Below are 21,539 nucleotides of genomic sequence, written 5' to 3'. Positions count from 1 at the left end.
TGTGGTTTGGTGAACGTGTGATGTGATAGCGGCCAGCCACAGCGGGAATACTGTGTGCCGGGGTGTGGCTGCTGGGGTCGCCTCCTATCTTTAAGTCCTTGATTATTCAAGGATCTATCAGCCTAAAAACTCGAAGTGTGACAGCGTTAAGGTACACCTAAGTGGTGCACGTTCCCGGGAATGCTATCACCAAGCTAATCATTTCCAAGCATCCAGCATTGCGAAAGACTTACCCCCGCTGCGGCCTGAGTGCTGCCTGTTCTTCTCCCACCTTCATCTCATTTCGTTCACGTGCATCCATTAAGCCTTATTGACATGATCTATTGTCACTAGGTTGTTCTGAGCTGTTTCCTCGTTTCCTCGTTTCCCCATATCACCTTGCTTCCCGCACGAGCGCTCTGCCATGATTGAGATCGCTGGTGGCACTCTGCTTTCGTCTGGCCACTGAAAGGATTTACTTTTGGGTCGAATGGAGTCGGGATATGGCAACAATTAAAAGCCCTGCAACAATCAGTACCGAGTTTGGAATTGATCCAGATCGTCTATTCGAGCTGGGGATAATTGACACTCAGTTGGCAAGTGATACCAATTTGTTTATCGATCCTCTCCTGCTGGCGGAAAGTGTTCATCCAGAGATAAACACAGGGGCTGTGACTGCTTACGAACAACGATTTGAATGGATAGTTAAGCTACTCATCGCCTCGAAAGTGAAGGGCGATGTGCCATGGCGACAAGTTGAAAAGCTATTTAAGTTTTCCGAGGTAAGCTGGACTTGTCTTGGTTATAGCTCCTCAGTGCATGGAGCGGGGTTTGGAAAAGAGCTGGCTGCTCATGCACTAGATACGGCATCGGAAATTGTTAAGCTAGGTATCACTGATGTCGACTTCTTTATGGGGCTTTCACTTTTCGAAGAGGGAATTGGTGCCGATCGTATAAGCGATATGACAACCAATATCATTCTAAAAGATCTTGTTCAATTGACTCAGCGGGTGAACCAAGAACTCGGGATTCCGTCTAGGGAATTTGATGTAGTGGGTGGTAAGGAGGTTCTGCCGATAAATCCTTACACGAATGACCCGTTGTTATTTGTTCCTACGGATATTGTGCGTGATCTTCCAATCGCAACTGACTGGAGTGATATTTCACGTGCAGTCAAGGCTAACGAAGATCTGCGGGAGCGGGTGAGCGGTAGAATCGGTGATATTTGGGCCACGATGAGTAGGAAGGATAAGGCGCGGGTTAAGGCGGCGGCCTTGTCGAGCAAAGAGTCGTTTGAACAACTGCTAGAGATGCTCAGAGAGGTACCGAAGGACTCCTATGACTTTGCGAAGGACGAAAACGGTGAGGTTTTTTGGGCAAGGTTAACGAGAATTGCACAAGAGCACCCGCTGAAATTTAAAGGGTCTAGTTCTCCATCCTCTCCAGAAGAAGCGGTCAAGCTGGTTGAAGAAATAATTCTTCAATTCCAAGATCTCATCGAAAACAAGGGCATCTGGAAGGAACTTTGGACCGATGATAAAAAGCCTAGGAAAGAGAAGGCCGCTCAGCGATTGTTCTTCACTGTGGCGTATTCTTATTGCAAGGCTAATAATTTGGATGTCACTCCCGAGGCGGATGCTGGTAACGGACCCGTAGATTTCAAGTTTTCTTCAGGCTTTAATGCTCGTGTACTGGTAGAGATAAAACTTTCAACGAATACTCTGTTGCATGGATATGAAAAGCAATTGGAGATATATAAAAAGGCCGATGATACCGATCATGGCATTTACTTGGTGGTCGATGTCGGTGGGATTGGTCAGAAGTACGCCGAAGTACAAAGATCTAGGCTTGCGGCAATAGAGCGAGGAGAGAAGACATCTAAGATCTTCTTGGTTGACGGCAATCGGCGGGCTTCAGCTAGTAAGCGCTGACATCTTTAGATTATTACTGCCTCTGATCGCTCTCGCTGAGTAGATGTTGCAGTTTTTCGGAATTTTGTTGGGGGATGAATTGTGGCAGTTTGGATGATTGCGGCTGGTGGGTTGTTAGATAAGGCATCCATTGATAACTATAGTAAAACCTTGAGCTCGCCGATCTCGGCTGCACGGCGAGCACTAATACCTAGCAGTGTTAGTCTTCCGTCTGGTGATCTTTACGCCTGGGGCTTTCCAGATACTCCGAAGGGTGGAAATCGGAAGAAGATTGCGGACATTGCGATAGGGGATACCTGCTTCTTTTGTACTACCGATGTTGCTGGCAAGCGAAAAGACTGGAAGAATGCTTACCGTTGGGTCGCAAGGGTGAGCGGGAAAGTTGATCCTGAGTATTTCTCAAGTGTATCGGAAGCGTTTTGGGATTCAGAAAAATATTTGCCCTACCTGCTCGAAAAGCCGGTTCCAATTGATCTGAGTTTTGAGGAGTTTTCTAAGCTGATAGATCCCTCTGGAGCCTTTTATAAGAAAAGTCCTCAGGGTTCAACGAAGCTTGCTGATCCTTTCAAACTTTCCTATCTAATAAGTCAGTATGGTTCGGTTGACAATTGGGCTGAGAGTTTTATTCAAACACCTGTAGCTGCGTCGAAATCTTTTGGGGCGGGGGATGGGAATGCTGCTCCTGGCTTGTCAGATTCCGATTCGTTAGAAGATCGTGCTGCAAAATTTTGTAGTGTGGAGGTCCGTCCCGAACAAGCGTCCTTCAGGCGAAAACTGTTTATTGCGTATAACGGACGATGTGTGATTACAGGGTGCTCTGTCGTTCAGGCATTAGATGCGGCTCATCGGCGTGGTCGAAAGTGGCGCGATGGGCACAACGATATCCGTGATGGCTTATTGATGCGTAAGGACTTACATGCACTCTACGATGCTGGGCTACTTCGAATCTCGGATGATGGATATGTACAACTAGTAGAAGGAGCGCTAGAGCATTACCCAGAGCTTGATGGTGTGCAGGTCGCCTGTGTTGGCCTGGTAGTGTAGCGAGTCAGCTTTCTGTGTAGCGGCTGTCACGGTAGCTTTGTCGGATGGATTTTATGCCGTACAACTCATGATGCGATCCGGATTCGCAGGAAGAAAAATAAACCACCCTGGGCGCTTGGATCGCTTAGTAGGCGGTACAGGGCTACAGGGCTACAGGGCGAGGGAGTTGTCTGATGCTATGAACGCCGTAGCCGCAAGATGGCGTCTGTGATCGCTTGAGCATTCAGGTCCAGCGTCTCCATGGCCGCTGTTGCATTAGCGGCAACGCTCCCGACTCCGTTCTCTGAGAGCCACTTGGTGACCTCTTCAATTGCCGCACATATGGCGTGCTGGTTGTGCAGGAGAAGTGTGAGAGCGTCCGCTGTGGTTATGTTGGCTTCAGAGTTATCTGGCATGGGTATCGTCCTTGAGTGACTGGTGCGGGAAGACTAGCTGAACTCGCCGCTGGCTGGAGCCATTTCTCCAGATCCGCTGACACCTAGGTAATTGCACTGACTTGATCATCCATTTGCCGATTGAACTCCACCGGCATTTTATGGCCGATGGAGCGTTCAACCTTCGTTGAGCGTTTTATTGATACTCTGCGATTATTCGCTTGGCAGCGTATCCCACTCTGGCGCATTCAAAAGAATAGGGGCCACATCATCTTTGTCCCATAGACTTTCCGCCTGTCCCCAATAAAAAAAGTGAGACTTCACTTCTTTAAAGGGCTTTTCATTATCTTTGCCTTTTTTTGAGTAAAGGATGACGAAGTCGCCAGGGCTAACTTCCTTGTCCGGAAACCAGTACGTAGCACTTACGTCAGTTGTGACTTTTTCTTCGAAAGTACTTACTTTGATCATAAGGTACTCCCCTACATCTAAGGTAGATGCCGCCTTCATCACGATGCGTTCTTTGTTAAGATCGCCTGCATCTGCAATTCTGAGAACTCGTAGTTTCATGGTTTAACTGCCTTTGCAGCCAAGCCTGCGATGATCAGAACTGAGCCAAAAACAACGATCATCATTGCAGTTGGCTGAGTCGTCCATATTGAAGGTGCAAAGCCAAGTGCGGCGGCCCCCACAGTTACACATGCTATATGAATAATCTCAATTGAAATTTTGGCTTTAAAGCGCTCTTCAAATATTGCAGATTTTTTATCTGTAATATGGAATTTTTCGCGATAAACAGTTAGATCTATTCGTTCACTATCCAGACGTTCTATTTCATCAATCAGCATTCGCTGCACAGCCGGGGACGAAAGCTCGTCATCACTCAGCTCCCGACGTAATTTCGCGAAGGACTTTCTGCTCGAAGCTCCTTTGACAGCACCTACTATGGTCTCTTCTGATGGCTCTTGCGGTTCGACATCTGGCTGATCGTTAGCCATGTAAATAATCCATCCTCAATAAACTGGGCCTAGCGTATCAAGGCCGGACGCAATGCGCGATGCCTCGTGAATTATGAATCGCAGCAGTTCAAACGACCGTCTGCTTTCGCACCCTATTAAAGGTCCGTTTTGGGTCGATTTCTGCCTGTAGCCGGTGGCAGCAATGGGCAGCTCTCTACCGATCATGGTACTTAGCTTGCTGGTCAAGCGGTGTGCATTCCTTAACCCCACACTTTTAAATTTTTGAACCCACCCTTGGTGGACATCACCCGTGAATCTGCGGATGGAAATATCAGAAAGGTGTCTGGCGAAACGAGGGAATCCCGCACAGTGTGGGTCGAGGTTAAGAGCCATTGCCGTGTTACCACGATGTCAGTGGCTACGAATTCAAAATATGTTCGGCACGAAAAAGCCGCCCGCAGGCGCCTGATGTCACGCTATCGGGCCCTACAGCGCCTAGAACACGAACTCATGGTAAGTGGCGTCGACTTCAGCCTGGGTGATGCCGATGTACGCCATCGTAACGGCGGGACTGGAATGGTTCAGTACCTTACAGATCTTCTCGATGGACACCCCGCCGTTGTACATCAGCCAGCCGCGAGTCTTTCGCATAGAGTGAGTGCCGAGTTGCAGGCTCATTTCCTCACCTACGGCCTTGAAGGCGTTGGCCACAGAGACGCGGCTTACTGGCTTACCCTTGGCCCGGTTGCTGTCTACCTCGAACAGGTACGTGTGCGTGGGGTGAGCAGCCCTGCGGCGCCCTACGATGGTCTTAACAGAACTGTTCAGGTCAATGATGCGGGTCTTCCCGGTCTTGCCTTCCTTGATCACCAGCCTGTCACCTTGCACATCCCCGAAGGTGAGGCTGAGTAAGTCGCTGATGCGAAGGGCTGTGTTGACACCGAACCGCCAGATGTCGGCGTACAGGGGATTGCCCCTGGCGTTCTTAGTCAGTTTGCGAGAGATGGTTTCGGCTTCGCCCTCTGTTTTCACCGCTTCTACGATGTTCATCTCTAATTAACACCCCATGGGTTTATCCATTGATATGTTAATTAGAGCATGCCTCTTCAAGTAAAGTCCAGTGTTTCCGAGGGCTGGCTTATTAACACAATACCATTCTGTTAATTAGATCGTTGCTGCGGCTGCACCTGAGCAGACGCGTAAGTCCGTTTGTGGTGTGGGTTTTTCGTTGTCCTCCTCCGCCTTGGCCGTGGAGGTGCCCCTTATCCCTGACCGTAGCGGTGTCGTCATGGTGTGCAACTACTTTGCAAGTGCCGTGCAGGGCGTTGGGTGTGTAGTGCAGGATGATCCGGCGATGCCGCCCCGCTGTAGTGCAGGTCCGGCGATTGCTGGTGCTGTAATCAGACTGGTGTAAGTAAATCTGCCGTATACGGCGGGAAAATGCGTGTCGAGGAGACTTCGCTTGACCCTAATGTAGCTTGGGCCTCTGAAATAGGGACTTTGGCAGGGGGGGGGAGTGGTGCTGGGGCTCGGACGGACGCCAGCGAGGGATTAGGTGTTGGTTAGTTCTGATCAGTTACTTGTAAGGCTCCTCGGGAGCTGCCCTGTCTTACATTCCTTCAAACAGATCCGAGATGCTGACGCCCAGAGCATCCGCGAGCACCTTGATGGCATTGATAGAAGGGTTGGCACCACCAGTTTCAATGCGGGACATATACGTCCTTGCGAAGCCGCACTTGTCAGCGAACGCTTCCTGACTCATGTTCATGGCGACACGCAGCTCCCTTATACGGGTGCCGAACTGGTGTTGAAGCGCTGGGGAGGGTAGTGGTGCAGGCATTCCCCAATGCTGGGTCCATGTGCTGTAATCGTGAACACACTAATCGTGACATTCGGGGCCGATCAGTCGGTCTGCCCATTGCCCGTAGGCGCCGCTTGCATAGCGAGTTGTCAGTCTGGTGGGGGCTCGGCAAGCCGCACAGGCGAATGAACGCTAAGGAATCGCAGCGTGAGACTGAAGATCAAAGGTGAAATTACTCAAGAGCAGTTGGCAAAGGCCTTGGACGAGGCGGTGAAGGTGCTGGAGTCCCTCCAGCCGGGTGCGAAGTTTTACGGAGCCAACTTGTATCTAACCCCTTACGATACAGACGGGGATTTGCTGACTATCGTGGATGAGCGTCATCATCCACTCGTTCTAGAGATTACCGCTCAGTCCGGAACGATTGCCAAACCAGCCCTGACTGCAGAAGCTCAGCAACGCCGGGATGCCGTTCGTGAGGCAAAGCGCCAACGCGCGAATCAACTAGCTGAGCGAGATCGCCAGGAGCTTGCTGAGTACAATCGCAAGCGTCAGATTCAAGCTGTCCAGATAACGAAAGCTCAAATAGCGTTCGGTGCCTTAAACGAATTAACGTCAAAGCTGCTGGCGTCGGAACCGCAGGTGCTGGTTGATAGATTCAATGATGCCATCAGGGTAAGTTGGCATAGCCACGAGCCCAAAGAGCCGCACGGTCCACGCAAAGGCGAGTTGAAGCCGTTACCAAAGTTTTCGATTGTCGATGGCAAGCTGTCGTTGTTCGCAGCTTCATGGAAGAGCCCGAGGCTGCTACTCAATCCAATTGGCAACCTGAACTCGAACCTGATTGCACCCGTCTGGACGCACGACGCTTGGTTGGTCGCCGTCGACAGTTTCTTGAGGATCATGAGGGACATGGGCGGCACAATACCGGAAGAAATCTTCGGTGATCACTTGCCTAAGGGGATCGCTGCTGACTGACCGTTCCGATGCGGGCGTGGACTGCGATGGACGCCACTGTTACAAGCCTGTTACATCCGCAACCATTGCTGCTGGCATTAGGTCTTCCTTGAGTCTGACTCGATGTGAGTCTTGAATTGTTCTGGCTTCACGCTGCCACCTCATCGGACTTGGTAGCCTTGGTCTTAGGCGGTTTGCGGTAGGCCTTCAACAGGTCGGCAAGGGCAAACTCTTCCTCGGACACTTGGTGAACCGCTGCAACCTTGGCTGCTTCCACTGCTGCTTCCCTCGCACGTCGTGTGATGGTGATTTCCATCTGGCGACGCGTCTCTGCAACGTTGCGGGCATAGCGGCTGGCTGCGTATTCAGCCTTGGCCTCATCTGCAACGATAAGAAGGTCATCCTCGATCATTTTCTGTGGCTTTCGTAGATTGACGCTGAGATACAACGGCTGGCTTACGGAAGTTACAACGGTGTAACCCGCGATCATCCATCCTGCCAGCTCGTTCAGAGCTGCGGTTAGAGGCTTCTCACTTACCCAGGCTACGTTTACGCCTTGTTGCGGGTAGGCCAGTGAAGTGCAGTGCCGGAAGTAGGCCGTCTCCTTGTCTTTGGTTAGTTTCTGAAGTTCTTGCTCGGTGTGTTTGAAGAACTCAACGGTGTCGATGCCGTAGTTATACTGTGTTGTCATGTTTGTTCTCGATTACTAACGTGAGCGACGCTGTTTCAGGGCCGCTATAAAGCGTTCCTTTGCGTTAGATTTGCTCGCTGGTGCGTTGGTGTCTTTTGCCTTGTCAGCGGGCTTCTGGGGCTTCTTTGAAGGCTTGTAGGCTGCCTTGACTGGTGTCTTGGCGGCGTTAGCTTTTGCCGTTCGTACCCTTGCCCGGTGCTCTGATAGGTCACTGATTGTTGCTATAGTTCCTTGGGGAAATACTGCCTCCTCAAGAGCGTTCAAGTAGGTCAATTCATCTTGGGTGGCCTCGATGTAGTCGAACTTGCTGGATGAGGTTGTGGGCAAGTGTAGGTAGTAGGACATGATCGCCCCATTGCTCTTGTCTACTTCGAGCCAGATGTTGATAGTCACTGTGTTTTTTCCTGTGCTGATGGGTTGGCTTTCTTAAGCTCTTGGGCGATGTACTGTTGCTCTAGTTCGGCAAGCGTAAAGTTATTGCGGGCTCTCCATTCTTTGACCTGATGAGCGATACAGCAATACTTGCTGAGTGAACTACGACTGTAGAAGTTGCGGCCGCAGGACTCACAAGTCCGTAGGCGAAGTGGTCGGCGCTGTGCCATAGATACCTCTGAATGTATGTTGGTTTTTATTCGAGACAAAAAGAGCCCGTAGCTCATGTTGGCGGTTACGGGCGATTCGTGCTTCTAGCGTGTGCACTCGTTATGGGTAAGTGCACTATTGCTCTGTTGCAGAGCAAATCAGTTTGATTAGTGGCCAGCTTCCGCTGCATTCCCTGGCCTAGAACTTTGACCTTCAAGCACGAAATCTCGACTTAACTTGCGATCTGGTGCAACGGGGTTCACCGATCATCTGCTCTGGATCGGAAACAGGAATACACAACTCAGTAAGGAAAGGAATAGATCCTTACTAGGTTGCTGCAGACTTGGTGTTTTTGGAAGGTGGTCTGAAGAATGTTTGAATGTGTTTCTTTCACTGTTTAATATTAACACAGAAGTTGTGGTAGTCAATACCTTCATGCAAATAAAGTTGCTTTCCTTTTCAGTTTGTGCTTGCGGGTAAGTTTCCTTTCAGGTGTGCGTGAAAAAGGTGAGTCTCGCTGGGGTTAATATGTGGCGCTCCGCCACGGGGCATAATATCTTATGCCTCTCGGCATGTGTAAGCGTAGAAGAGCGTGGTTCTGCACCACCTCGTCCTGGCTTATAGACTTGATATCTTGCCTCACGGCAGATGGGCAATAAGGGGGCAGGGGCAAGAAAGCCCCCAGTACTACAGTTAACCCGTGCAGATATGCTGTGACGTTCACGTCACGTGGCAATCATCTAATCAGCTCTTCTCCAGATTGATACCTCTAGAGATTCAAGAAGGAAGGTTGGTGGATGAGCCACCACCTGTTCATGATGTTAACTGTAGGAGTAACTTGTGCCCATAGGCACAGGCTATCAATCCTGCAAGATAACTTGTAACTTACATTGATAATCGCTGCTGGTGCCACAAGTTACTAAGCAGGGTTAGAAGCAAGAGCGGGAAGGGGCTGTCTGCCCCATCTCTTCCCTTTAATCTATAGAGTTGATATCCATGCACTGGGCACAAGTTATCTTCTGCTGTGTTAACTTTACAGGGTTGATCCTTAATAGAGGTGGTTAATCTCAAAGCTACGCTTTGGCGATTCGCTCACTCACCATGCGGAGCATGTCGAGCTTCACTCTTTATATCTGTCGCTAATCAACGATCACTGACCCCCCCCATTGTTGTCCCTGCTGATGACCGGGCTTCGGCGTCCCACTTCTTAACAGTGTTCTTCGAGATGCCGAGTTCCCGTGCAGTAGCTTTAATAGCGGTACCGGCTCTGATCATTTCCAGGACCAACGATTTCTTCGGATGTTCCTGGTGCCCTGACTGGGCGGCGTCAGTGATCCAGAACTTGTCGAAATCAACTGTCATCTCAATGGATTGCAAAATCTCTGGGTGCCGCTCAAGGTGCAGGGCAACACCACGCAGTGCGATTCTGGCTGCTTCGACTACTCGTTGTAGCTGCCGCGTGCTCATGGGTGCCCTATTGTGGTTGAGCAGGCAGTCAGCGGCATTGGCTACCGAAATAACAGGCAGACGTAGCAACTTCTTCACGTCAGACCGGCTTACGCTGTGCTTCCCGTTGATTACACCGGGGCCGGTGCAGATCGCCCCCAAAGTGAAGTCCTCCAGCCAGGACGCCCTGTCTTCTAGGATCAATACGGTCAACGCCGTGGACAAGTGGTTCTGAATGGCCTGAGGTTTCCTGCCCGACTTACTTGTTGGATGGATGGCCTGCGGGGGCGATTGTTCAGGAAACAACTCTACAACCTCAGCGATGCGTGGCGAGGGAGTCTCGGAATATTTGTAAAACACCGGGGTGCCATCTTCTTCCATATACCAAAAGACGCTGGCTGCGGTTAACTTGTGAGCGTCCGCTACAAACAGTTCTGGTGAGAACTCTTTGGTGATATATGTTCCGACCAGTTCACCCGTCCGCTTGTCGTATATATGATCGGCCAGACATACCGTTCTGGTTTCTGCAATCTTTGCCCTGTAGTTTTCGTGGGGGCAGGCGGTTGGTTTCTTCGTTCTGATATTCATAGTTATTTTTCCTTGTTGTTTATACGGTCATGGCAATCCCTCATATGTGTTCCCGTTGATGTACCGTCGGTTACGCATGTCATATTCCAGGCAGCACGAAACCCGTTCTGCTCAGCGGCCTAATGGCTTGAACAAACGAGATAATGGTTTATCAGCAGGGGAGGTGTTGCGGTGCCAGCGTCGTTGGCTGGGTGCGGATGATAGCGCCTTGGCTTTTGACGTCAAGATAAAAATCATGGCTACATTGTGGGCGAAATGTCAACTAAGCAGAGCTTTACTCCCCGGAGCAAGCGAGTGCGGCCCTGTATTCAACGGTATTTGGGTGCATGGGTGTTATTCCACTCTGTCTAGCTCTACTCGATTATGTTCTTCGTTAAGTTCCCGAATAAAGATCAAACCTTTACCAGTCACCATCGTGCGAGTACCGAGCGTGATCTTGCCGGTGAGCGGGTGCTTATATGGCTCTTCCAGAACAGTGAATCGACCTGCGGTCTTCTGCACTTGGTACGGCAAGTTGTGATCTTTGCCATGTTCGATCAAAACTTTGTGCCTCCGTAGGAAGCGGTACAGTTCGTTGCGACCAGTCTTCAACATGTCAGCTATTTGCTTAACGGTGTGTGAACCTTCAGCTACAGCAACATCGCCGTAGAACTCAACCTTTGGTGCGTCTTCGGTAATCTTCGCTTCTTTCACCTTCAGAACTTCGAGGGCCAAGGCTCGACCTTCAAACTCCGATGCCCAGGCACGAGCGGCCTCAGCGGGATTGGAGAAGTCTGGAAGAGTCGGTACAACTGGCTTGGCTACTTGGGCTTCCAGTTCACGTAGACGAACAACGACAGCGTGACGCAGTGGGATGCTGTACCCCAAAATCAGTGTTTCAGTCAGATCACGATTCAGGTAGAAGCAGGTGCGATCCTGATTATTTTGATCTTTGTAGCTCCCCTCAAAATTGAGGGCGGGTAAATTCAACCCTTCCAGCATTGCTCGGATATCACGAGCTACGTTGTCGTGACGCTTCCCGGTCAACTGAGCAATCTCGTTACTGCTCATTGTTGGGCCTGCGGCCTGCAAAACAGTCACCTCGACCAGCCCCGTCACTTTAACCGGCGAAACTGCCTCCGGATCTAGAGCTACGTCGGCGGTTGATTTCACGCCGAAGTATCGACGTACACCCTTCAGCTCCTTGTCAGTCAATCGGTGACGGATCTTTTCGAAGTCGTGGATGGTCAACTTGTACTCGGAAAACTGCGTGCTGCCGTTGCCGTTGGTGTAGTACGGAAAACAGCCAAAGCGATAGCGCCTTGGCTGTGGAAAAGGCGTGGGGGTTAGTCGATCAGGTGTAGAACGTCCCTGACATTAAGATGTGAGTATCGAGCGACGGATCGAGTATCCCGGTGGCCCGAGACGATCATGATTTGAGCGTTGTTGAATCCCTTCTTGGCAACGTTTGTGATCCTAGTGTGCCTGAGTTGGTGAAGTCGAACGCTACTATCCAAGCCAGCCTTCACGCGTGCCAAGCGTACCGCTTGAGTCACGGCGTGCGGTGTAACCGAAAACACTTGGCCGTTCGGGTGGCGCCCCACAGTGGCCCACAGTTGGGCAAGTTGGAGAATTTCCACAGCTCGGTGAGTTAGAGGAACTGATCGTGTTCCGCTTTTCCCATCAATCACATCGACAATGCGGTCTTTCAAATGCAGGCAGTCTTTTGTCAGCCTCAGAATTTCTGATCGACGCATGGCGGTTTCATATGCCAGTTCGACTATAAGTTTCATCACGGGCGACAGCTTCGCCAGTAGCCGCTCAAGCTCGCTTGCTCGAATCACTTTGTCAGAAGAACGGTCAGGCTTGGGCAGTGCGATATCACTGACAGGGTTGTGGATGTCGATTAATAGGCCCCGTTTGGCGAACCGGTAGAAGCGGGACATGAACGCGAGCTGCGTCCTGCAAGTGGAAGGCTTCACCGTCTTCAGCCGCATAATCTTGAAGTCGTTGATCATCTGCGGCGTAATCTCGTGAATCGGCTGAGTGAAGTGCCTGCCCAGGTGCTCCACGATCTTCAGTGCGTGGTTGTAGCTGCCTTTACCCTTGAGCATGGTTTCACAGTAAGTCATCCCGAGCGTATAGATGGTGTGGTGCTTGCGATCCACCGTCACAGCTTCGATCTGTTTTGCCCACGACTCTGCATCAGCCTTGTTGCTGAAGGTTTTCGACTGGGGAGACTTGCCCTTAACCCGGACCTGGACATTCCAGTTGCCAGAGGGAAGTAAGCGGAAATTGGCCATTGGTGACGCCTCATTGATGTGAATGGGCGTTCTGTGAAATCCAAGAGCAGCAGGGCTTGGAGCTTGCTCCTAGCAGACCTTGACATGGTGGGGGTCGTTGGTTCGAGTCCAATCGCGCCTACCAAACAAAATCCGCTCTGCTGGGCGGTCTGGAAGGGCTCACCGAAAGGTGAGCCCTTTTTTGTTGTCTGTCGTTTGGGCAAACTTTGTGAATACTTCGGGCAAGCGAAGATCGCTACCTTCACGAATTCAACTCAACAGCTCAATTGAATCTGGTCGGTTGCCACCCTCAGGCGGCTGTCCTGCTGCTTGTTGATGCGATGGTCGGCCATCACCGCTTGAGTCGGGCTGAGCCCCCTCACGACTTCAACCGTAAACTTCTCCAAGCCCAAGGCAGCGTCCTTCGTCGCTGCCTACCAGGGCTCTTTGCCTTCGCGCATACTTCACTCGATCAATGGTCAGCTGTGTTCTCGGCCGTTAGCGGTCACGCCACTCCGGTTTGTAGTTCTTGACTTGGTAAGGCGCTGGAGGGCGACTGCGATTTTCTTTTCAACAAGGTAATAGAATATCGATGCCATTAAAATGCGGAGTAGTGTAGTCAAGATGACGAATAGCCATGTCTTACCAAAGGATTCAGCCCCGATGAATTCCAGTATTTTAGTGCAGGATACTTGTGTCAGCCGGTGAGTCAGATATAGAGAGTAGGATATTTCACCAATCCAGATAATCCAGCGGGGTGGATTGAATTTCAGAGTTTTGCTGGCTATTGCCACGGTGAGAAACGCTACAGTAATAGGCAGCCCCCACCCAAGCATCCCATGAAAATCAGGAATGCCTGGATAAGCCCATGCCAAAGCAACGAGAACAGTTAAAGCTGAAAGAGCTTGAGCATATGTTTTGTTTTTTATTACGAACTCAGACAGATAAAGCTTTCCGGTGATAACGCCAGCGACAAATAATAATATAATTGGGTTTGCTATTTGGTTAAGGTATATAAGCGAGAGTTGATAGTCGTGCTTGGCACTGAGGCTGATCATGCCTGTTGCTGTTAGTGGTATGGCAACTATTGTAATGAAGATCCAACTGTAGAAAACCGGCCATCTGTAGTTTTTTGCAAGTAGCGATATTCCTAGAATGGCGTAGAAATACATTTCAAAATTTAATGTCCAGCCCAGTCCGTAAGCTAAACCAAAGTAGGGTGGTGTAGACGGGTTCACTGGCAGAAATGACAAGCTTTTTATAAGAGTAATCTGGCCTGTCGGGTCATTGAGAAACCCGCTGGGTCTAAGCAAGAAGACGGCGGCAATCGTCAGAATTGCATAAATTGGTCAAACCCTGAAAAAACGTTTAATCAAGAACGTAGAGGTCGTGATCAGTGATCCGTCATCACTGTCGAGTTGTGAGGGTCATGATGAAGCCGCTGATCAGAAAAATATATCAACGCCCATGGCGCCCGGCAGCAGTATCGATCTTGCGAGCGCGTCGTATTCTGTGCCCTGCAAAAAATAGTAAGAGTGAGCAAAAACAACCAAAAGTGCCGCTACCCCTCGTAATGACTGGAGCCAATCCAGGCGCTTGGTTTCTTTGAGTTTAGTCATCCGCAAGTCTGCTTGATCTCAGGGTGTCAGCTGGAATGCTGTTCGGATTTTGCGACCCGGCACTATACAGCTCTGAGGGATAAAATGATCGGCAGCGCAAGCTAAATTTGCACGCGGCGCAGCTACAGGATGGCGCTGATGCATTGCGGCGAGATTGAGTCAACTGGATGAAGCAAGCACATGGTCGTACTGAGCAGGTTCTAGCTGGTCCACTACTTATGCTAGAGGCGGTCATCCGGACATGCTCCCTCATCAGGCATGGTTAACAACTGGCCCGCCCTGCGCGGGCTGTTTCAGACTCGGGAAAACCACTCTTTCCATAACGTTTGCACCGTGCGTCTGGGTGGGAGGCGTGTGCGGGATTCCTGTCTATGCTGAATCGGTGCCTAATTTCAAGAGTAGGCAATGCTTCACAATTTGCAATGAGATTTTAGACTCGGTCAGGTTGTAAAAAAGGAGTTTACTTTGATCCATCGAAAACTATTAAAGCAAATTGCCCTTCGAGTACCTGTATTAGGTCGAGTCGTTGTAGAGCGCGACAGGTTGCGCACTGAGGTACTGTCTTTTTCCGAGGGGTGCAAAGGGCGAGACAACCAACCTGACGCGTTGAAGTCAGAGGCTGTTGATTACTGCCATTGTTGCAGAGAGAAAACGTATTTTAAAATTGAAGGGGATTGGTTGCGGGATCAGTATCTTTGCGTCAATTGCGGTTCGATTCCGCGTCAGCGTCATATGCAATACATCATGGATCAATATTTTCAGGGGTGGGAGCGAAAAAGTATTCATGAATCCTCACCTTCGAATACTCTGATTTCGCGTTACTGTGATGATTATTCAACTTCGCAATACTTCAATGGCGTGGCGCCGGGCAGCCTTGTTGAAGGTGTGCGCTGCGAAAATCTGGAAGCGCTGACATTCGAAGATAAATCTTTTGATTTGTTCATTACTCAAGATGTTTTTGAGCATATCTTCAATCCTGATCTGGCTGCCCGGGAAATCATGAGAGTTTTAAAGCCTGGTGGCGCTCACATCTTTACGGCACCCAAACACAAGAATCTTTCTGCCAGTTACCGAAGGGCCAGGCTGACTGGCTCAGAGATAGAGCATATCCACGAGCCGGCCTACCATGGAAACCCCATTGGGGATGGCAGAGTATTGGTAACTTGGGACTATGGAGATGATTTCGAGTGCCTGATCAATCACTGGTCTGATGCCACCACGACGACTTATATCACCAGAGACAGAGCGCTGGGTCTGGATGGGGAGTACCTGGAAGTGTTTGTGACCAGAAAGCCCTTGGGCTGATACGCGATGCGTGGCAAGAGCAAGCCGAGCTCTGCGTTGGCGGTTTCAAGAGCCGGCTTTTCGTAACGCACCCGTCGCGAGACGGAAGCAAGTGGAAGCTGGCCATTTTGTGACGCCTCATAATGTGAAAGGGCGGTCTGCAAGGGTTCATCGAAAGGTGGGCCCTTTTTTGTTGGCTGCACTTTGCAAAACTTTTGCCAACGCCTATTCACAAAGAATGCTTTATCCGTCTGTCAGTGATTTGTCTTCCTTTTGCAGGCGTGACCGCGCCGTGCAATCGGTTATTAAATAATCCTTCAGTAGTGCCGATATGCCAGTATCTAAAATCTAACGGGATTGCAGCGCATGGAAATCAGCACTACACGCAGTGAATATCAAAAGCCGAAAAATCTGGCCGGACTGGGGCGGCGCTGGGGTGGGCAAATCATTGATTCTTTCTTTACCTTTTTCTTGTACTTCGCCGTAGGTCGGACCGCGGAGCTGATCGGCTTGCCATCGGACGTGGCCGCAATCCTGGCGTTGGTTGCTGGCTTGGGGTACTACCTGTTTTCCGATGCGCTGCCCAATGGTCAAAGCCTGGGCAAAAAGCTGCTGGGGATGTCGGTGATTGACGAGCGTAGCTACCTCAATTGCAATCTGTACCAATCGTTCATGCGCAATATCACCACTCCGTTTTTGAATGTCCTTGACTGGATCTTTATTTTCTTTGGTTCGCGCAAGCGTCTTGGTGACATGCTCGCTTCAACGATCGTGGTCCGATCCAGGTAATTCATGAGGCAGCCGAGGCGCTTTCGCAGGTTCGTCAGGGTAGGCCGACCATAAAAATATTGTGGATATATAAAGGGTTACGAGTTTTTTTAACTGACCGGTTATCCAAAAAGCCTTGTTACGAGTTGTGAACTTAAGTAACATCCGTCCCGCGTTCACCACCACGGTTTATGCATTTTTAAATCCCAAGCTTCCATCAGCTGCTTGGGATTTTTTTTGCCTGCGATTTGGCTTTGTTGCTTCATTTTCCTCTCGATGCCTGGTAATTGCCTGGCGATTCCTCGCAGGCAATTCCCTACGTTTTCGACTACTACTGACTGGCCGATTTTCAACTCTTTCTGATGGGGTGTATCGATGCTGGTTCACTGGTTTCTTGCGGCTATTCATCTACTGGCTTATGCCTTGGGCTTTTGGGCGATTCTGACGCGTGGAACGGCATTCAGTCGCCTCGCTGCAGGCGCAGGTGAGGCCAGGCGCGTTTTGCTTGCCGATAATATTTGGGGTGTCTCTGCGTTGATTCTGCTGGTGACAGGCGGAATGCGGGCTTTTGGCGGCTTTGAAAAAGGCACCGACTATTATCTTCATCAACCGCTGTTTCATCTGAAGATGACGCTGTTCGTGCTGATCCTGATTGTAGAGCTCGCCCCGATGATCACGTTGATAAAGTGGCGGAGCGCGTCCGCACGCGGCGCAGCGATCGACACCGGGCGTGCACAGCTGTACGCGCGAATCAGTCATGTCGAGGCGTTTTTGCTGCTACTGACGATGGTGGCGGCCACAGGCATGGCGCGTGGCGTGACATTTGGTTAGAGGGCGAATTCTCTGCGCTCTATCGGAAATGTCCGACAGCCAGCCAGGGGGATGGCAGGTAGTATCCGGCAGCAAGAGGGGAGGTGTGAAGGGGAGGAGGTGTGTCAGGCGCCGTGCCCAGCGGAGTGGGGAGCGGATGGCAAAACGGCGCGTGAATCTCTAGCCAGTCATTCCACAAGGTAAACGGACTGGCTACTGACTGCGAGGCGGTTCAGGGAGTTTGTGGCTTGTCCGGAGCGGTCAGGCCAGCCTGAATGCGCTGGTAAATCTCTTCACGATGCACTGCAACGTTTTTCGGAGCGTTGATACCAATGCGGACCTGTTGGCCGCTTACGCCCAGAATGGTGATCGTGATGTCATCACCAATGTTTATGCTTTCACCGACTTTGCGGGTGAGTATCAGCATGGTCTTCTCCTTGATTGCTTTGTAGGGCACCTGATTCAGACAGTGCAGAGGTCGGTGGTACGTATAGATTAGTGCGAAGTCTCACGGTTTGGGTGCCTCTTTCTGACGCGCAGAAGCGGCATTAATTCCCAGGGCGTAACTATACAGAGGCTGCAACCATCAATCTCGTTGTTTTGTGCCCATTTTGCGGGCCTCGCGAAGTATTTATGAATGATAAGATCGCGGCTTTGAGAATTTCGAGGGAAGCGTTGTGCGCAAATTGGTTTGGGTAATCGCAGCACTGGTATTGACCGGGTGCGGTGAAGGCAAGAATGTAAACGCAGCAAAACCACAATCGGCTGTAGTGTCGGCGCCGGCGGCGGCCGCCCCCCAATGGGATCTCGAAGTGCGCGGCGAAACCCCGCAGGCTATCAGCGACCTGAGTGGCTGGTTGATCGAGCACGCTTTCGTACCGACGGTGATCAAGGACAGCAGTGGCAAAGCGCGAATTCTGATTGGTCCTTTCAACTCGCAAGCCGAAGCTGAAGCCCGAAAAGTACAAGTGGATGCCGCTCTGGTGAAAGCCAAGAAGCAGAATATTGAATCGGTGGTGATCGAGCACCCGCTCACGCCGTAAACGCCGCGTTTCAGCGGAGCAACCTAAAGGACCTCGGATGCGGCTCGTCTAATACGAGTCAGTCACGATTTCCCGAAGGAGCTCCGCATGGCCTCCGCCAATCCTTACCAGCTGTTCGACGTCATACTGCATCGCAAGACCTTACTTAGCCCGCACATGATGCGGATCACGCTGGCCAGTCCTGCTGTTAAAGAAATGGCTACCTGGGCGCCGGATCAAAGGGTGAAACTGTTTTTTCCTGCGGCTGATGGTTCTCCTGCCAGGCTTGCTCAGGGCGAGGGTTGGTACGCCCGCTTCAAGGCAATGATTGCCGATCGACGTCCGGCAATGCGCACCTACACCATTCGCCATTTGCGTGCCGAACAAGGCGAAGTGGATATTGATTTCGTCCTGCACGGTGAAACCGGGCCGGCTTCGCGTTGGGCGCTTCGGGCGCAGCCCGGTGATTCGATGCAGATTCTCGCCCCGGATCGCCGCTTTTCAGCACAGGACGCCGGAGGGTTCGAATGGAAGCCGCCGCAGACCCTTAAGCAGGTTTTGCTGGTCGCCGACGGCACGGCGCTACCTGCGGCCATGGGCATTCTCGATGAATTGGCCGCTATGGCCGAGCCACCCCTGACGCAGGCGTTTTTCGAAGTCGACAGTGTCGAGGATATGCTGGCAGTTCCCGATTGGGCCGGGCTGATGGTGCAGTGGCTGGTCCGGGACCAGGCCAGCGCCGGTACGTTGATGGTGGCGGCGGTTCAGAAAGCCGTTGCACCCATTCATGCCTCATCCATCGGCCAAGCTGTCGAGTTGGCCGAGGTCGATATCGATAAAGAGATTCTTTGGGAAATAGCCGAGACAGCCAATGAGAGTTTCTATGGCTGGATCGCTGGAGAAAGCGCTGCGGTGATGAGTCTGCGCAGGTACCTGATCAAAGAATGCGGGATCGCACGCGAGTCGCTCAACCTGATGGGGTACTGGCGCTACAACAAGGCGGGCAGCTAGCCACAAAAAAGGCCTCGGACATGACGTTCGAGGCCTTTTCTTTTAAGTGGTCGATCAGCCGCAGGCTTTCATGTTCACCGGGCCGACAAATTCATTGCCGCGCCCCATCACGCACGCCACGCTTTGATTACGCTGACGCTCCCAGTCCTGCACCGGGTAAGTCTTGTTCCACGCCTCGTACAATTGCCGATCCTGTTTCGACAGGCGCAAGCCGTATTGCTTGCTCATGTAGAAGTAAGTGCGGGCGATCATGCCGCGAATCGACGGGCGAGGCATGACCTTCTTCGCCTTGAAGTCGACCTGGGTCAGACACGAACCGTACTGCCCGGATTGCACCGGCAGCCATCCGTAGCTGAAGTTGCTGCGGTCTCCATTGACCTCGCCAATACTCGGCACCAGGTTATGCAGATCGGCTTCGGCTTTCTGATAGCTTGGGTCGTAACGCGTGCAGTTCTTGCGTCCACCTTCCTGCCAGCACTGACGCTGATGGCCGAACTGCCAGGCAGGCACGATGTGTTCCCATTCAATGCGTGACGCACGCTTGGCATTCTTGCGCGGTACGTAACCGCAAGCCTTCAGGTCAACCTTGTTGCCGGTGTACTTGCATCCGCAATAAAACTCCGTGGACTGCGGTGCATATAGCTTCCAGGCGGCCTTCTTGGCTTCGGAAAATGTGCGGGGTGCGCCAGCCTGGGCACCCATGGCGATGAACAAAAGCAACAAAGCAAAACAGCGGACACTCATTGAATCAATCTTCCTTCGGTACAACCCAAAAAATCTGCACACCACCATCGTCGCGATAGGCGAGGGTGACGTTGTCGTTCTCGTCGATTTCCTCGAGCAGACGTTCCCACTCGTCCATCGGCTCGTCCGGCAGACGGAAGATCAGTGCCGCTTTGGCTTTTTGTGCAGTGGGGGAATTGATGATTTTCTGAACGCGCATGCCCATGCGTTCGTAAGCGTCAGGAGCATCAGGGGAGGTGGCCACGAGGTTATCCTTATTAAGCTGTACGTGCATACAGTATTTAACTGTAAGCATTTTCGCAACTGCTTAAAATTAAAGAAAATCCTCTGACAGCGCTTTTCCGATTTTGGTGTAGGCCGTGTCGAATTTTTTGTAGGAAAAATGCGAGAGCTTTGTGAGCGATGCACCACCCAACCGACAGGCGAGTGGCGCAGGGTGCCCAATCAAGAATTGATTGGGCGAAGGTCCATCAATATTCCCAGAACATCCGTTGCAGCTCTTTGCTGTCGTTGGTTTTGGTCAATGCGACCATCGCCAGGATGCGGGCTTTTTGCGGGTTCAGGTCGTGAGCCACAACCCAATCGTACTTGTCGTCCGGCTGTTCGGCGTTACGCAGAACGAAGCCGCCAGCGTTGACGTGGGACGAACGAATGATTTGCACGCCATCCTTGCGCAGCGCTTGCAGTGCTGGAACCACGCGGGAGGATACCGAGCCGTTACCAGTACCGGCATGGATGATGGCCTTGGCTCCGGACTGTGCGAGAGCCTTGTAGGCAGTATCGCTGACGTTGCCGTAGGAATAAGCGATTTCTACGTCAGGAAGGCTTTTGATGTTTTTGATGTCGAATTCCGAATCCATGGTGTGGCGCTTGGCTGGCAAGCGGAACCAGTAGGACTTGCCTTCAACCACCATGCCCAGTGGACCCCAGGCGCTTTTGAACGCTTCGGTCTTGATGTTGATCATCTTGCTGACGTCGCGACCGGATTGGATTTCATCATTCATGGTCACCAGTACGCCTTTGCCATGCGCTTCTTTGCTGCTGGCCACGGCCACGGCGTTGTACAGGTTGAGCATGCCGTCGGCGGACATGGCAGTGCCCGGACGCATCGAGCCGACGACGATGATTGGCTTGTCGGTTTTTTCCACCAGATTGAGGAAGTAAGCGGTTTCCTCCAGGGTGTCGGTGCCGTGGGTGATGACGATGCCGTCGACGTCTTTGCTATCGGCCAGTTCGGCTACACGACGACCCAATTGCAGCAGGTTTTCGTTGGTGATGCTTTCCGAGGCAATCTGCATGACTTGTTCGCCACGCACGTTCGCCAGTTTGCTCAGTTCGGGAATGCCGGCGATCAATTGTTCTACGCCGACCTTGGCTGCCTGATAGGTCGCGCTGTTGGCGGCGCTCGCGCCAGCACCGGCGATTGTGCCGCCCGTGGCAAGTACCACGACGTTCGCGAGTTTGGTCTGGGTTTCGACTTCCTTCGCTTGAAGGGCGGTGGGCAGGAGCAGGAGAAGGGCCAAAGCGCCCGGGACCAAAGTGTTGAAAGCAGATTTCATTATTTTTCTCTCTAGTAGTGAGACGGTGCTGATGCAGGTTCATCTAGATGCACCCCAAGCCGATCTGGATGCTCGGAGTGCGATGAAGGGAGCAGGATCTGTACCATCCGTACTT

24 protein-coding genes and 1 tRNA gene are annotated in these 21,539 nt (G+C 51.6%); 9 read left to right on the top strand and 16 right to left on the bottom strand.

The window, feature by feature from the left end; all coding sequences use genetic code 11:
• Positions 1-482 precede the first annotated feature (482 nt).
• Both HUW52_RS21225 and HUW52_RS21220 read left to right on the top strand, forming a co-directional pair.
• Positions 483-1,910 (top strand): hypothetical protein, encoded by a 1,428-nt coding sequence (locus HUW52_RS21225; RefSeq protein WP_175554826.1) that lies wholly within the window; start codon positions 483-485, stop codon positions 1,908-1,910.
• Between the two features lie 81 nt (positions 1,911-1,991).
• Entirely contained in the window at positions 1,992-2,954 is a 963-nt protein-coding gene (locus tag HUW52_RS21220; RefSeq protein ID WP_175554825.1) for an HNH endonuclease, read from the top strand.
• Positions 2,955-3,130: 176 nt separating this feature from the next.
• Here the strand turns inward: HUW52_RS21220 and HUW52_RS30440 are convergent, their stop codons facing one another.
• The 5 genes from HUW52_RS30440 to HUW52_RS21200 all read right to left on the bottom strand — a co-directional run bounded on the left by HUW52_RS30440 (position 3,131) and on the right by HUW52_RS21200 (position 6,124).
• Positions 3,131-3,349, bottom strand: coding sequence for a hypothetical protein (locus HUW52_RS30440; protein WP_256667860.1), 219 nt, complete (start codon positions 3,347-3,349; stop codon positions 3,131-3,133).
• Between the two features lie 192 nt (positions 3,350-3,541).
• Positions 3,542-3,895, bottom strand: coding sequence for a hypothetical protein (locus tag HUW52_RS21215; protein WP_175554824.1), 354 nt, complete (start codon positions 3,893-3,895; stop codon positions 3,542-3,544).
• A complete protein-coding gene (locus tag HUW52_RS21210; RefSeq protein WP_175554823.1) occupies positions 3,892-4,323 on the bottom strand; it encodes a hypothetical protein in 432 nt (143 codons plus the stop codon). The genes HUW52_RS21215 and HUW52_RS21210 overlap by 4 nt, the downstream gene beginning before the upstream one ends.
• A 456-nt stretch (positions 4,324-4,779) precedes the next feature.
• Positions 4,780-5,334, bottom strand: coding sequence for a tyrosine-type recombinase/integrase (locus HUW52_RS21205; RefSeq protein ID WP_175554822.1), 555 nt, complete (start codon positions 5,332-5,334; stop codon positions 4,780-4,782).
• A gap of 559 nt (positions 5,335-5,893) precedes the next feature.
• The gene (locus HUW52_RS21200) at positions 5,894-6,124 is read right to left on the bottom strand and encodes a helix-turn-helix domain-containing protein (RefSeq protein WP_116657254.1); all 231 of its coding nucleotides are present in this window, start codon (positions 6,122-6,124) and stop codon (positions 5,894-5,896) included.
• A gap of 168 nt (positions 6,125-6,292) precedes the next feature.
• Here HUW52_RS21200 and HUW52_RS21195 point away from each other — a divergent pair, with 168 nt between their 5' ends.
• On the top strand, positions 6,293-7,060 hold the full coding sequence (locus HUW52_RS21195; protein ID WP_116657255.1) for an OfxX fusion product: 768 nt from the start codon (positions 6,293-6,295) through the stop codon (positions 7,058-7,060).
• 127 nt (positions 7,061-7,187) lie between these two features.
• On the opposite strand, the gene HUW52_RS21190 is transcribed toward HUW52_RS21195, so the two are convergent.
• From HUW52_RS21190 to HUW52_RS21170, 5 genes are all read right to left on the bottom strand, one after another.
• A complete protein-coding gene (locus tag HUW52_RS21190) occupies positions 7,188-7,730 on the bottom strand; it encodes a hypothetical protein (RefSeq protein ID WP_175554821.1) in 543 nt (180 codons plus the stop codon).
• 15 nt (positions 7,731-7,745) lie between these two features.
• Positions 7,746-8,123: a hypothetical protein gene (locus HUW52_RS21185; protein ID WP_175554820.1), complete on the bottom strand. Its 378-nt coding sequence runs from the start codon at positions 8,121-8,123 to the stop codon at positions 7,746-7,748.
• A 1,332-nt stretch (positions 8,124-9,455) separates the two neighbouring features.
• Positions 9,456-10,346 carry a helix-turn-helix domain-containing protein gene (locus HUW52_RS21180; RefSeq protein ID WP_175554819.1) on the bottom strand — a complete coding sequence of 297 codons (891 nt, stop codon included), beginning with the start codon at positions 10,344-10,346 and terminating at the stop codon, positions 9,456-9,458.
• 333 nt (positions 10,347-10,679) lie between these two features.
• Positions 10,680-11,576 (bottom strand): phage regulatory protein/antirepressor Ant, encoded by an 897-nt coding sequence (locus tag HUW52_RS21175; protein ID WP_175554818.1) that lies wholly within the window; start codon positions 11,574-11,576, stop codon positions 10,680-10,682.
• 95 nt (positions 11,577-11,671) lie between these two features.
• A complete protein-coding gene (locus tag HUW52_RS21170) occupies positions 11,672-12,628 on the bottom strand; it encodes a site-specific integrase (protein ID WP_175554817.1) in 957 nt (318 codons plus the stop codon).
• 24 nt (positions 12,629-12,652) lie between these two features.
• Here HUW52_RS21170 and HUW52_RS21165 point away from each other — a divergent pair.
• Positions 12,653-12,752 (top strand) — tRNA-Val (locus HUW52_RS21165).
• Between the two features lie 334 nt (positions 12,753-13,086).
• Here the strand turns inward: HUW52_RS21165 and HUW52_RS21160 are convergent.
• Both HUW52_RS21160 and HUW52_RS21155 read right to left on the bottom strand, forming a co-directional pair.
• A complete protein-coding gene (locus tag HUW52_RS21160; RefSeq protein ID WP_371929223.1) occupies positions 13,087-13,665 on the bottom strand; it encodes an acyltransferase family protein in 579 nt (192 codons plus the stop codon).
• Positions 13,666-14,052: 387 nt separating this feature from the next.
• On the bottom strand, positions 14,053-14,226 hold the full coding sequence (locus HUW52_RS21155) for a hypothetical protein (protein WP_016984549.1): 174 nt from the start codon (positions 14,224-14,226) through the stop codon (positions 14,053-14,055).
• Between the two features lie 465 nt (positions 14,227-14,691).
• On the opposite strand from HUW52_RS21155, the gene HUW52_RS21150 reads away from it, so the two are divergent.
• From HUW52_RS21150 to HUW52_RS21140, 3 genes are all read left to right on the top strand, one after another.
• Positions 14,692-15,531: a class I SAM-dependent methyltransferase gene (locus HUW52_RS21150; RefSeq protein ID WP_175554815.1), complete on the top strand. Its 840-nt coding sequence runs from the start codon at positions 14,692-14,694 to the stop codon at positions 15,529-15,531.
• A gap of 345 nt (positions 15,532-15,876) precedes the next feature.
• Entirely contained in the window at positions 15,877-16,299 is a 423-nt protein-coding gene (locus HUW52_RS21145) for an RDD family protein (RefSeq protein ID WP_175554814.1), read from the top strand.
• Between the two features lie 354 nt (positions 16,300-16,653).
• The gene (locus tag HUW52_RS21140) at positions 16,654-17,109 is read left to right on the top strand and encodes a DUF2214 family protein (RefSeq protein WP_175554813.1); all 456 of its coding nucleotides are present in this window, start codon (positions 16,654-16,656) and stop codon (positions 17,107-17,109) included.
• Positions 17,110-17,320: 211 nt separating this feature from the next.
• On the opposite strand, the gene csrA is transcribed toward HUW52_RS21140, so the two are convergent.
• Positions 17,321-17,515, bottom strand: a complete 195-nt coding sequence (gene csrA / locus HUW52_RS21135) for a carbon storage regulator CsrA (protein WP_003179932.1) — start codon at positions 17,513-17,515, stop codon at positions 17,321-17,323.
• 250 nt (positions 17,516-17,765) lie between these two features.
• Here csrA and HUW52_RS21130 point away from each other — a divergent pair, with 250 nt between their 5' ends.
• Both HUW52_RS21130 and HUW52_RS21125 read left to right on the top strand, forming a co-directional pair.
• Positions 17,766-18,131 (top strand): hypothetical protein, encoded by a 366-nt coding sequence (locus tag HUW52_RS21130; protein ID WP_016984553.1) that lies wholly within the window; start codon positions 17,766-17,768, stop codon positions 18,129-18,131.
• Between the two features lie 87 nt (positions 18,132-18,218).
• The gene (locus tag HUW52_RS21125) at positions 18,219-19,121 is read left to right on the top strand and encodes a siderophore-interacting protein (RefSeq protein ID WP_175554812.1); all 903 of its coding nucleotides are present in this window, start codon (positions 18,219-18,221) and stop codon (positions 19,119-19,121) included.
• Between the two features lie 54 nt (positions 19,122-19,175).
• On the opposite strand, the gene HUW52_RS21120 is transcribed toward HUW52_RS21125, so the two are convergent.
• From HUW52_RS21120 to HUW52_RS21110, 3 genes are all read right to left on the bottom strand, one after another.
• On the bottom strand, positions 19,176-19,865 hold the full coding sequence (locus tag HUW52_RS21120; protein WP_175554811.1) for an endonuclease: 690 nt from the start codon (positions 19,863-19,865) through the stop codon (positions 19,176-19,178).
• 4 nt (positions 19,866-19,869) lie between these two features.
• Positions 19,870-20,139: a DUF1654 domain-containing protein gene (locus tag HUW52_RS21115; protein WP_166219800.1), complete on the bottom strand. Its 270-nt coding sequence runs from the start codon at positions 20,137-20,139 to the stop codon at positions 19,870-19,872.
• 196 nt (positions 20,140-20,335) lie between these two features.
• A complete protein-coding gene (locus HUW52_RS21110) occupies positions 20,336-21,424 on the bottom strand; it encodes an asparaginase (RefSeq protein WP_034152752.1) in 1,089 nt (362 codons plus the stop codon).
• Positions 21,425-21,539: the final 115 nt, after the last annotated feature.

The sequence above is a fragment of the Pseudomonas sp. 43A genome (genome assembly GCF_013363935.1).
Taxonomy (GTDB): domain Bacteria; phylum Pseudomonadota; class Gammaproteobacteria; order Pseudomonadales; family Pseudomonadaceae; genus Aquipseudomonas; species Aquipseudomonas crudilactis.
The sequence above is the reverse complement of the archived record's forward strand: the minus strand, read 5'-3'. Positions and strand labels throughout refer to the sequence as shown.

Coding starts and splice junctions, on each gene's coding strand:
- HUW52_RS21225 (WP_175554826.1), top strand. CDS start 483: ATGGCAACAATTAAAAGCCCTGCAACAATCAGTACCGAGTTTGGAATT.
- HUW52_RS30440 (WP_256667860.1), bottom strand. CDS start 3,349: ATGCCAGATAACTCTGAAGCCAACATAACCACAGCGGACGCTCTCACA.
- HUW52_RS21215 (WP_175554824.1), bottom strand. CDS start 3,895: ATGAAACTACGAGTTCTCAGAATTGCAGATGCAGGCGATCTTAACAAA.
- HUW52_RS21210 (WP_175554823.1), bottom strand. CDS start 4,323: ATGGCTAACGATCAGCCAGATGTCGAACCGCAAGAGCCATCAGAAGAG.
- HUW52_RS21205 (WP_175554822.1), bottom strand. CDS start 5,334: ATGAACATCGTAGAAGCGGTGAAAACAGAGGGCGAAGCCGAAACCATC.
- HUW52_RS21200 (WP_116657254.1), bottom strand. CDS start 6,124: ATGCCTGCACCACTACCCTCCCCAGCGCTTCAACACCAGTTCGGCACC.
- HUW52_RS21190 (WP_175554821.1), bottom strand. CDS start 7,730: ATGACAACACAGTATAACTACGGCATCGACACCGTTGAGTTCTTCAAA.
- HUW52_RS21180 (WP_175554819.1), bottom strand. CDS start 10,346: ATGAATATCAGAACGAAGAAACCAACCGCCTGCCCCCACGAAAACTAC.
- HUW52_RS21170 (WP_175554817.1), bottom strand. CDS start 12,628: ATGGCCAATTTCCGCTTACTTCCCTCTGGCAACTGGAATGTCCAGGTC.
- HUW52_RS21160 (WP_371929223.1), bottom strand. CDS start 13,665: ATGATCAGCCTCAGTGCCAAGCACGACTATCAACTCTCGCTTATATAC.
- HUW52_RS21155 (WP_016984549.1), bottom strand. CDS start 14,226: ATGACTAAACTCAAAGAAACCAAGCGCCTGGATTGGCTCCAGTCATTA.
- HUW52_RS21145 (WP_175554814.1), top strand. CDS start 15,877: ATGGAAATCAGCACTACACGCAGTGAATATCAAAAGCCGAAAAATCTG.
- HUW52_RS21140 (WP_175554813.1), top strand. CDS start 16,654: ATGCTGGTTCACTGGTTTCTTGCGGCTATTCATCTACTGGCTTATGCC.
- csrA (WP_003179932.1), bottom strand. CDS start 17,515: ATGCTGATACTCACCCGCAAAGTCGGTGAAAGCATAAACATTGGTGAT.
- HUW52_RS21125 (WP_175554812.1), top strand. CDS start 18,219: ATGGCCTCCGCCAATCCTTACCAGCTGTTCGACGTCATACTGCATCGC.
- HUW52_RS21120 (WP_175554811.1), bottom strand. CDS start 19,865: ATGAGTGTCCGCTGTTTTGCTTTGTTGCTTTTGTTCATCGCCATGGGT.
- HUW52_RS21115 (WP_166219800.1), bottom strand. CDS start 20,139: ATGCACGTACAGCTTAATAAGGATAACCTCGTGGCCACCTCCCCTGAT.
- HUW52_RS21110 (WP_034152752.1), bottom strand. CDS start 21,424: ATGAAATCTGCTTTCAACACTTTGGTCCCGGGCGCTTTGGCCCTTCTC.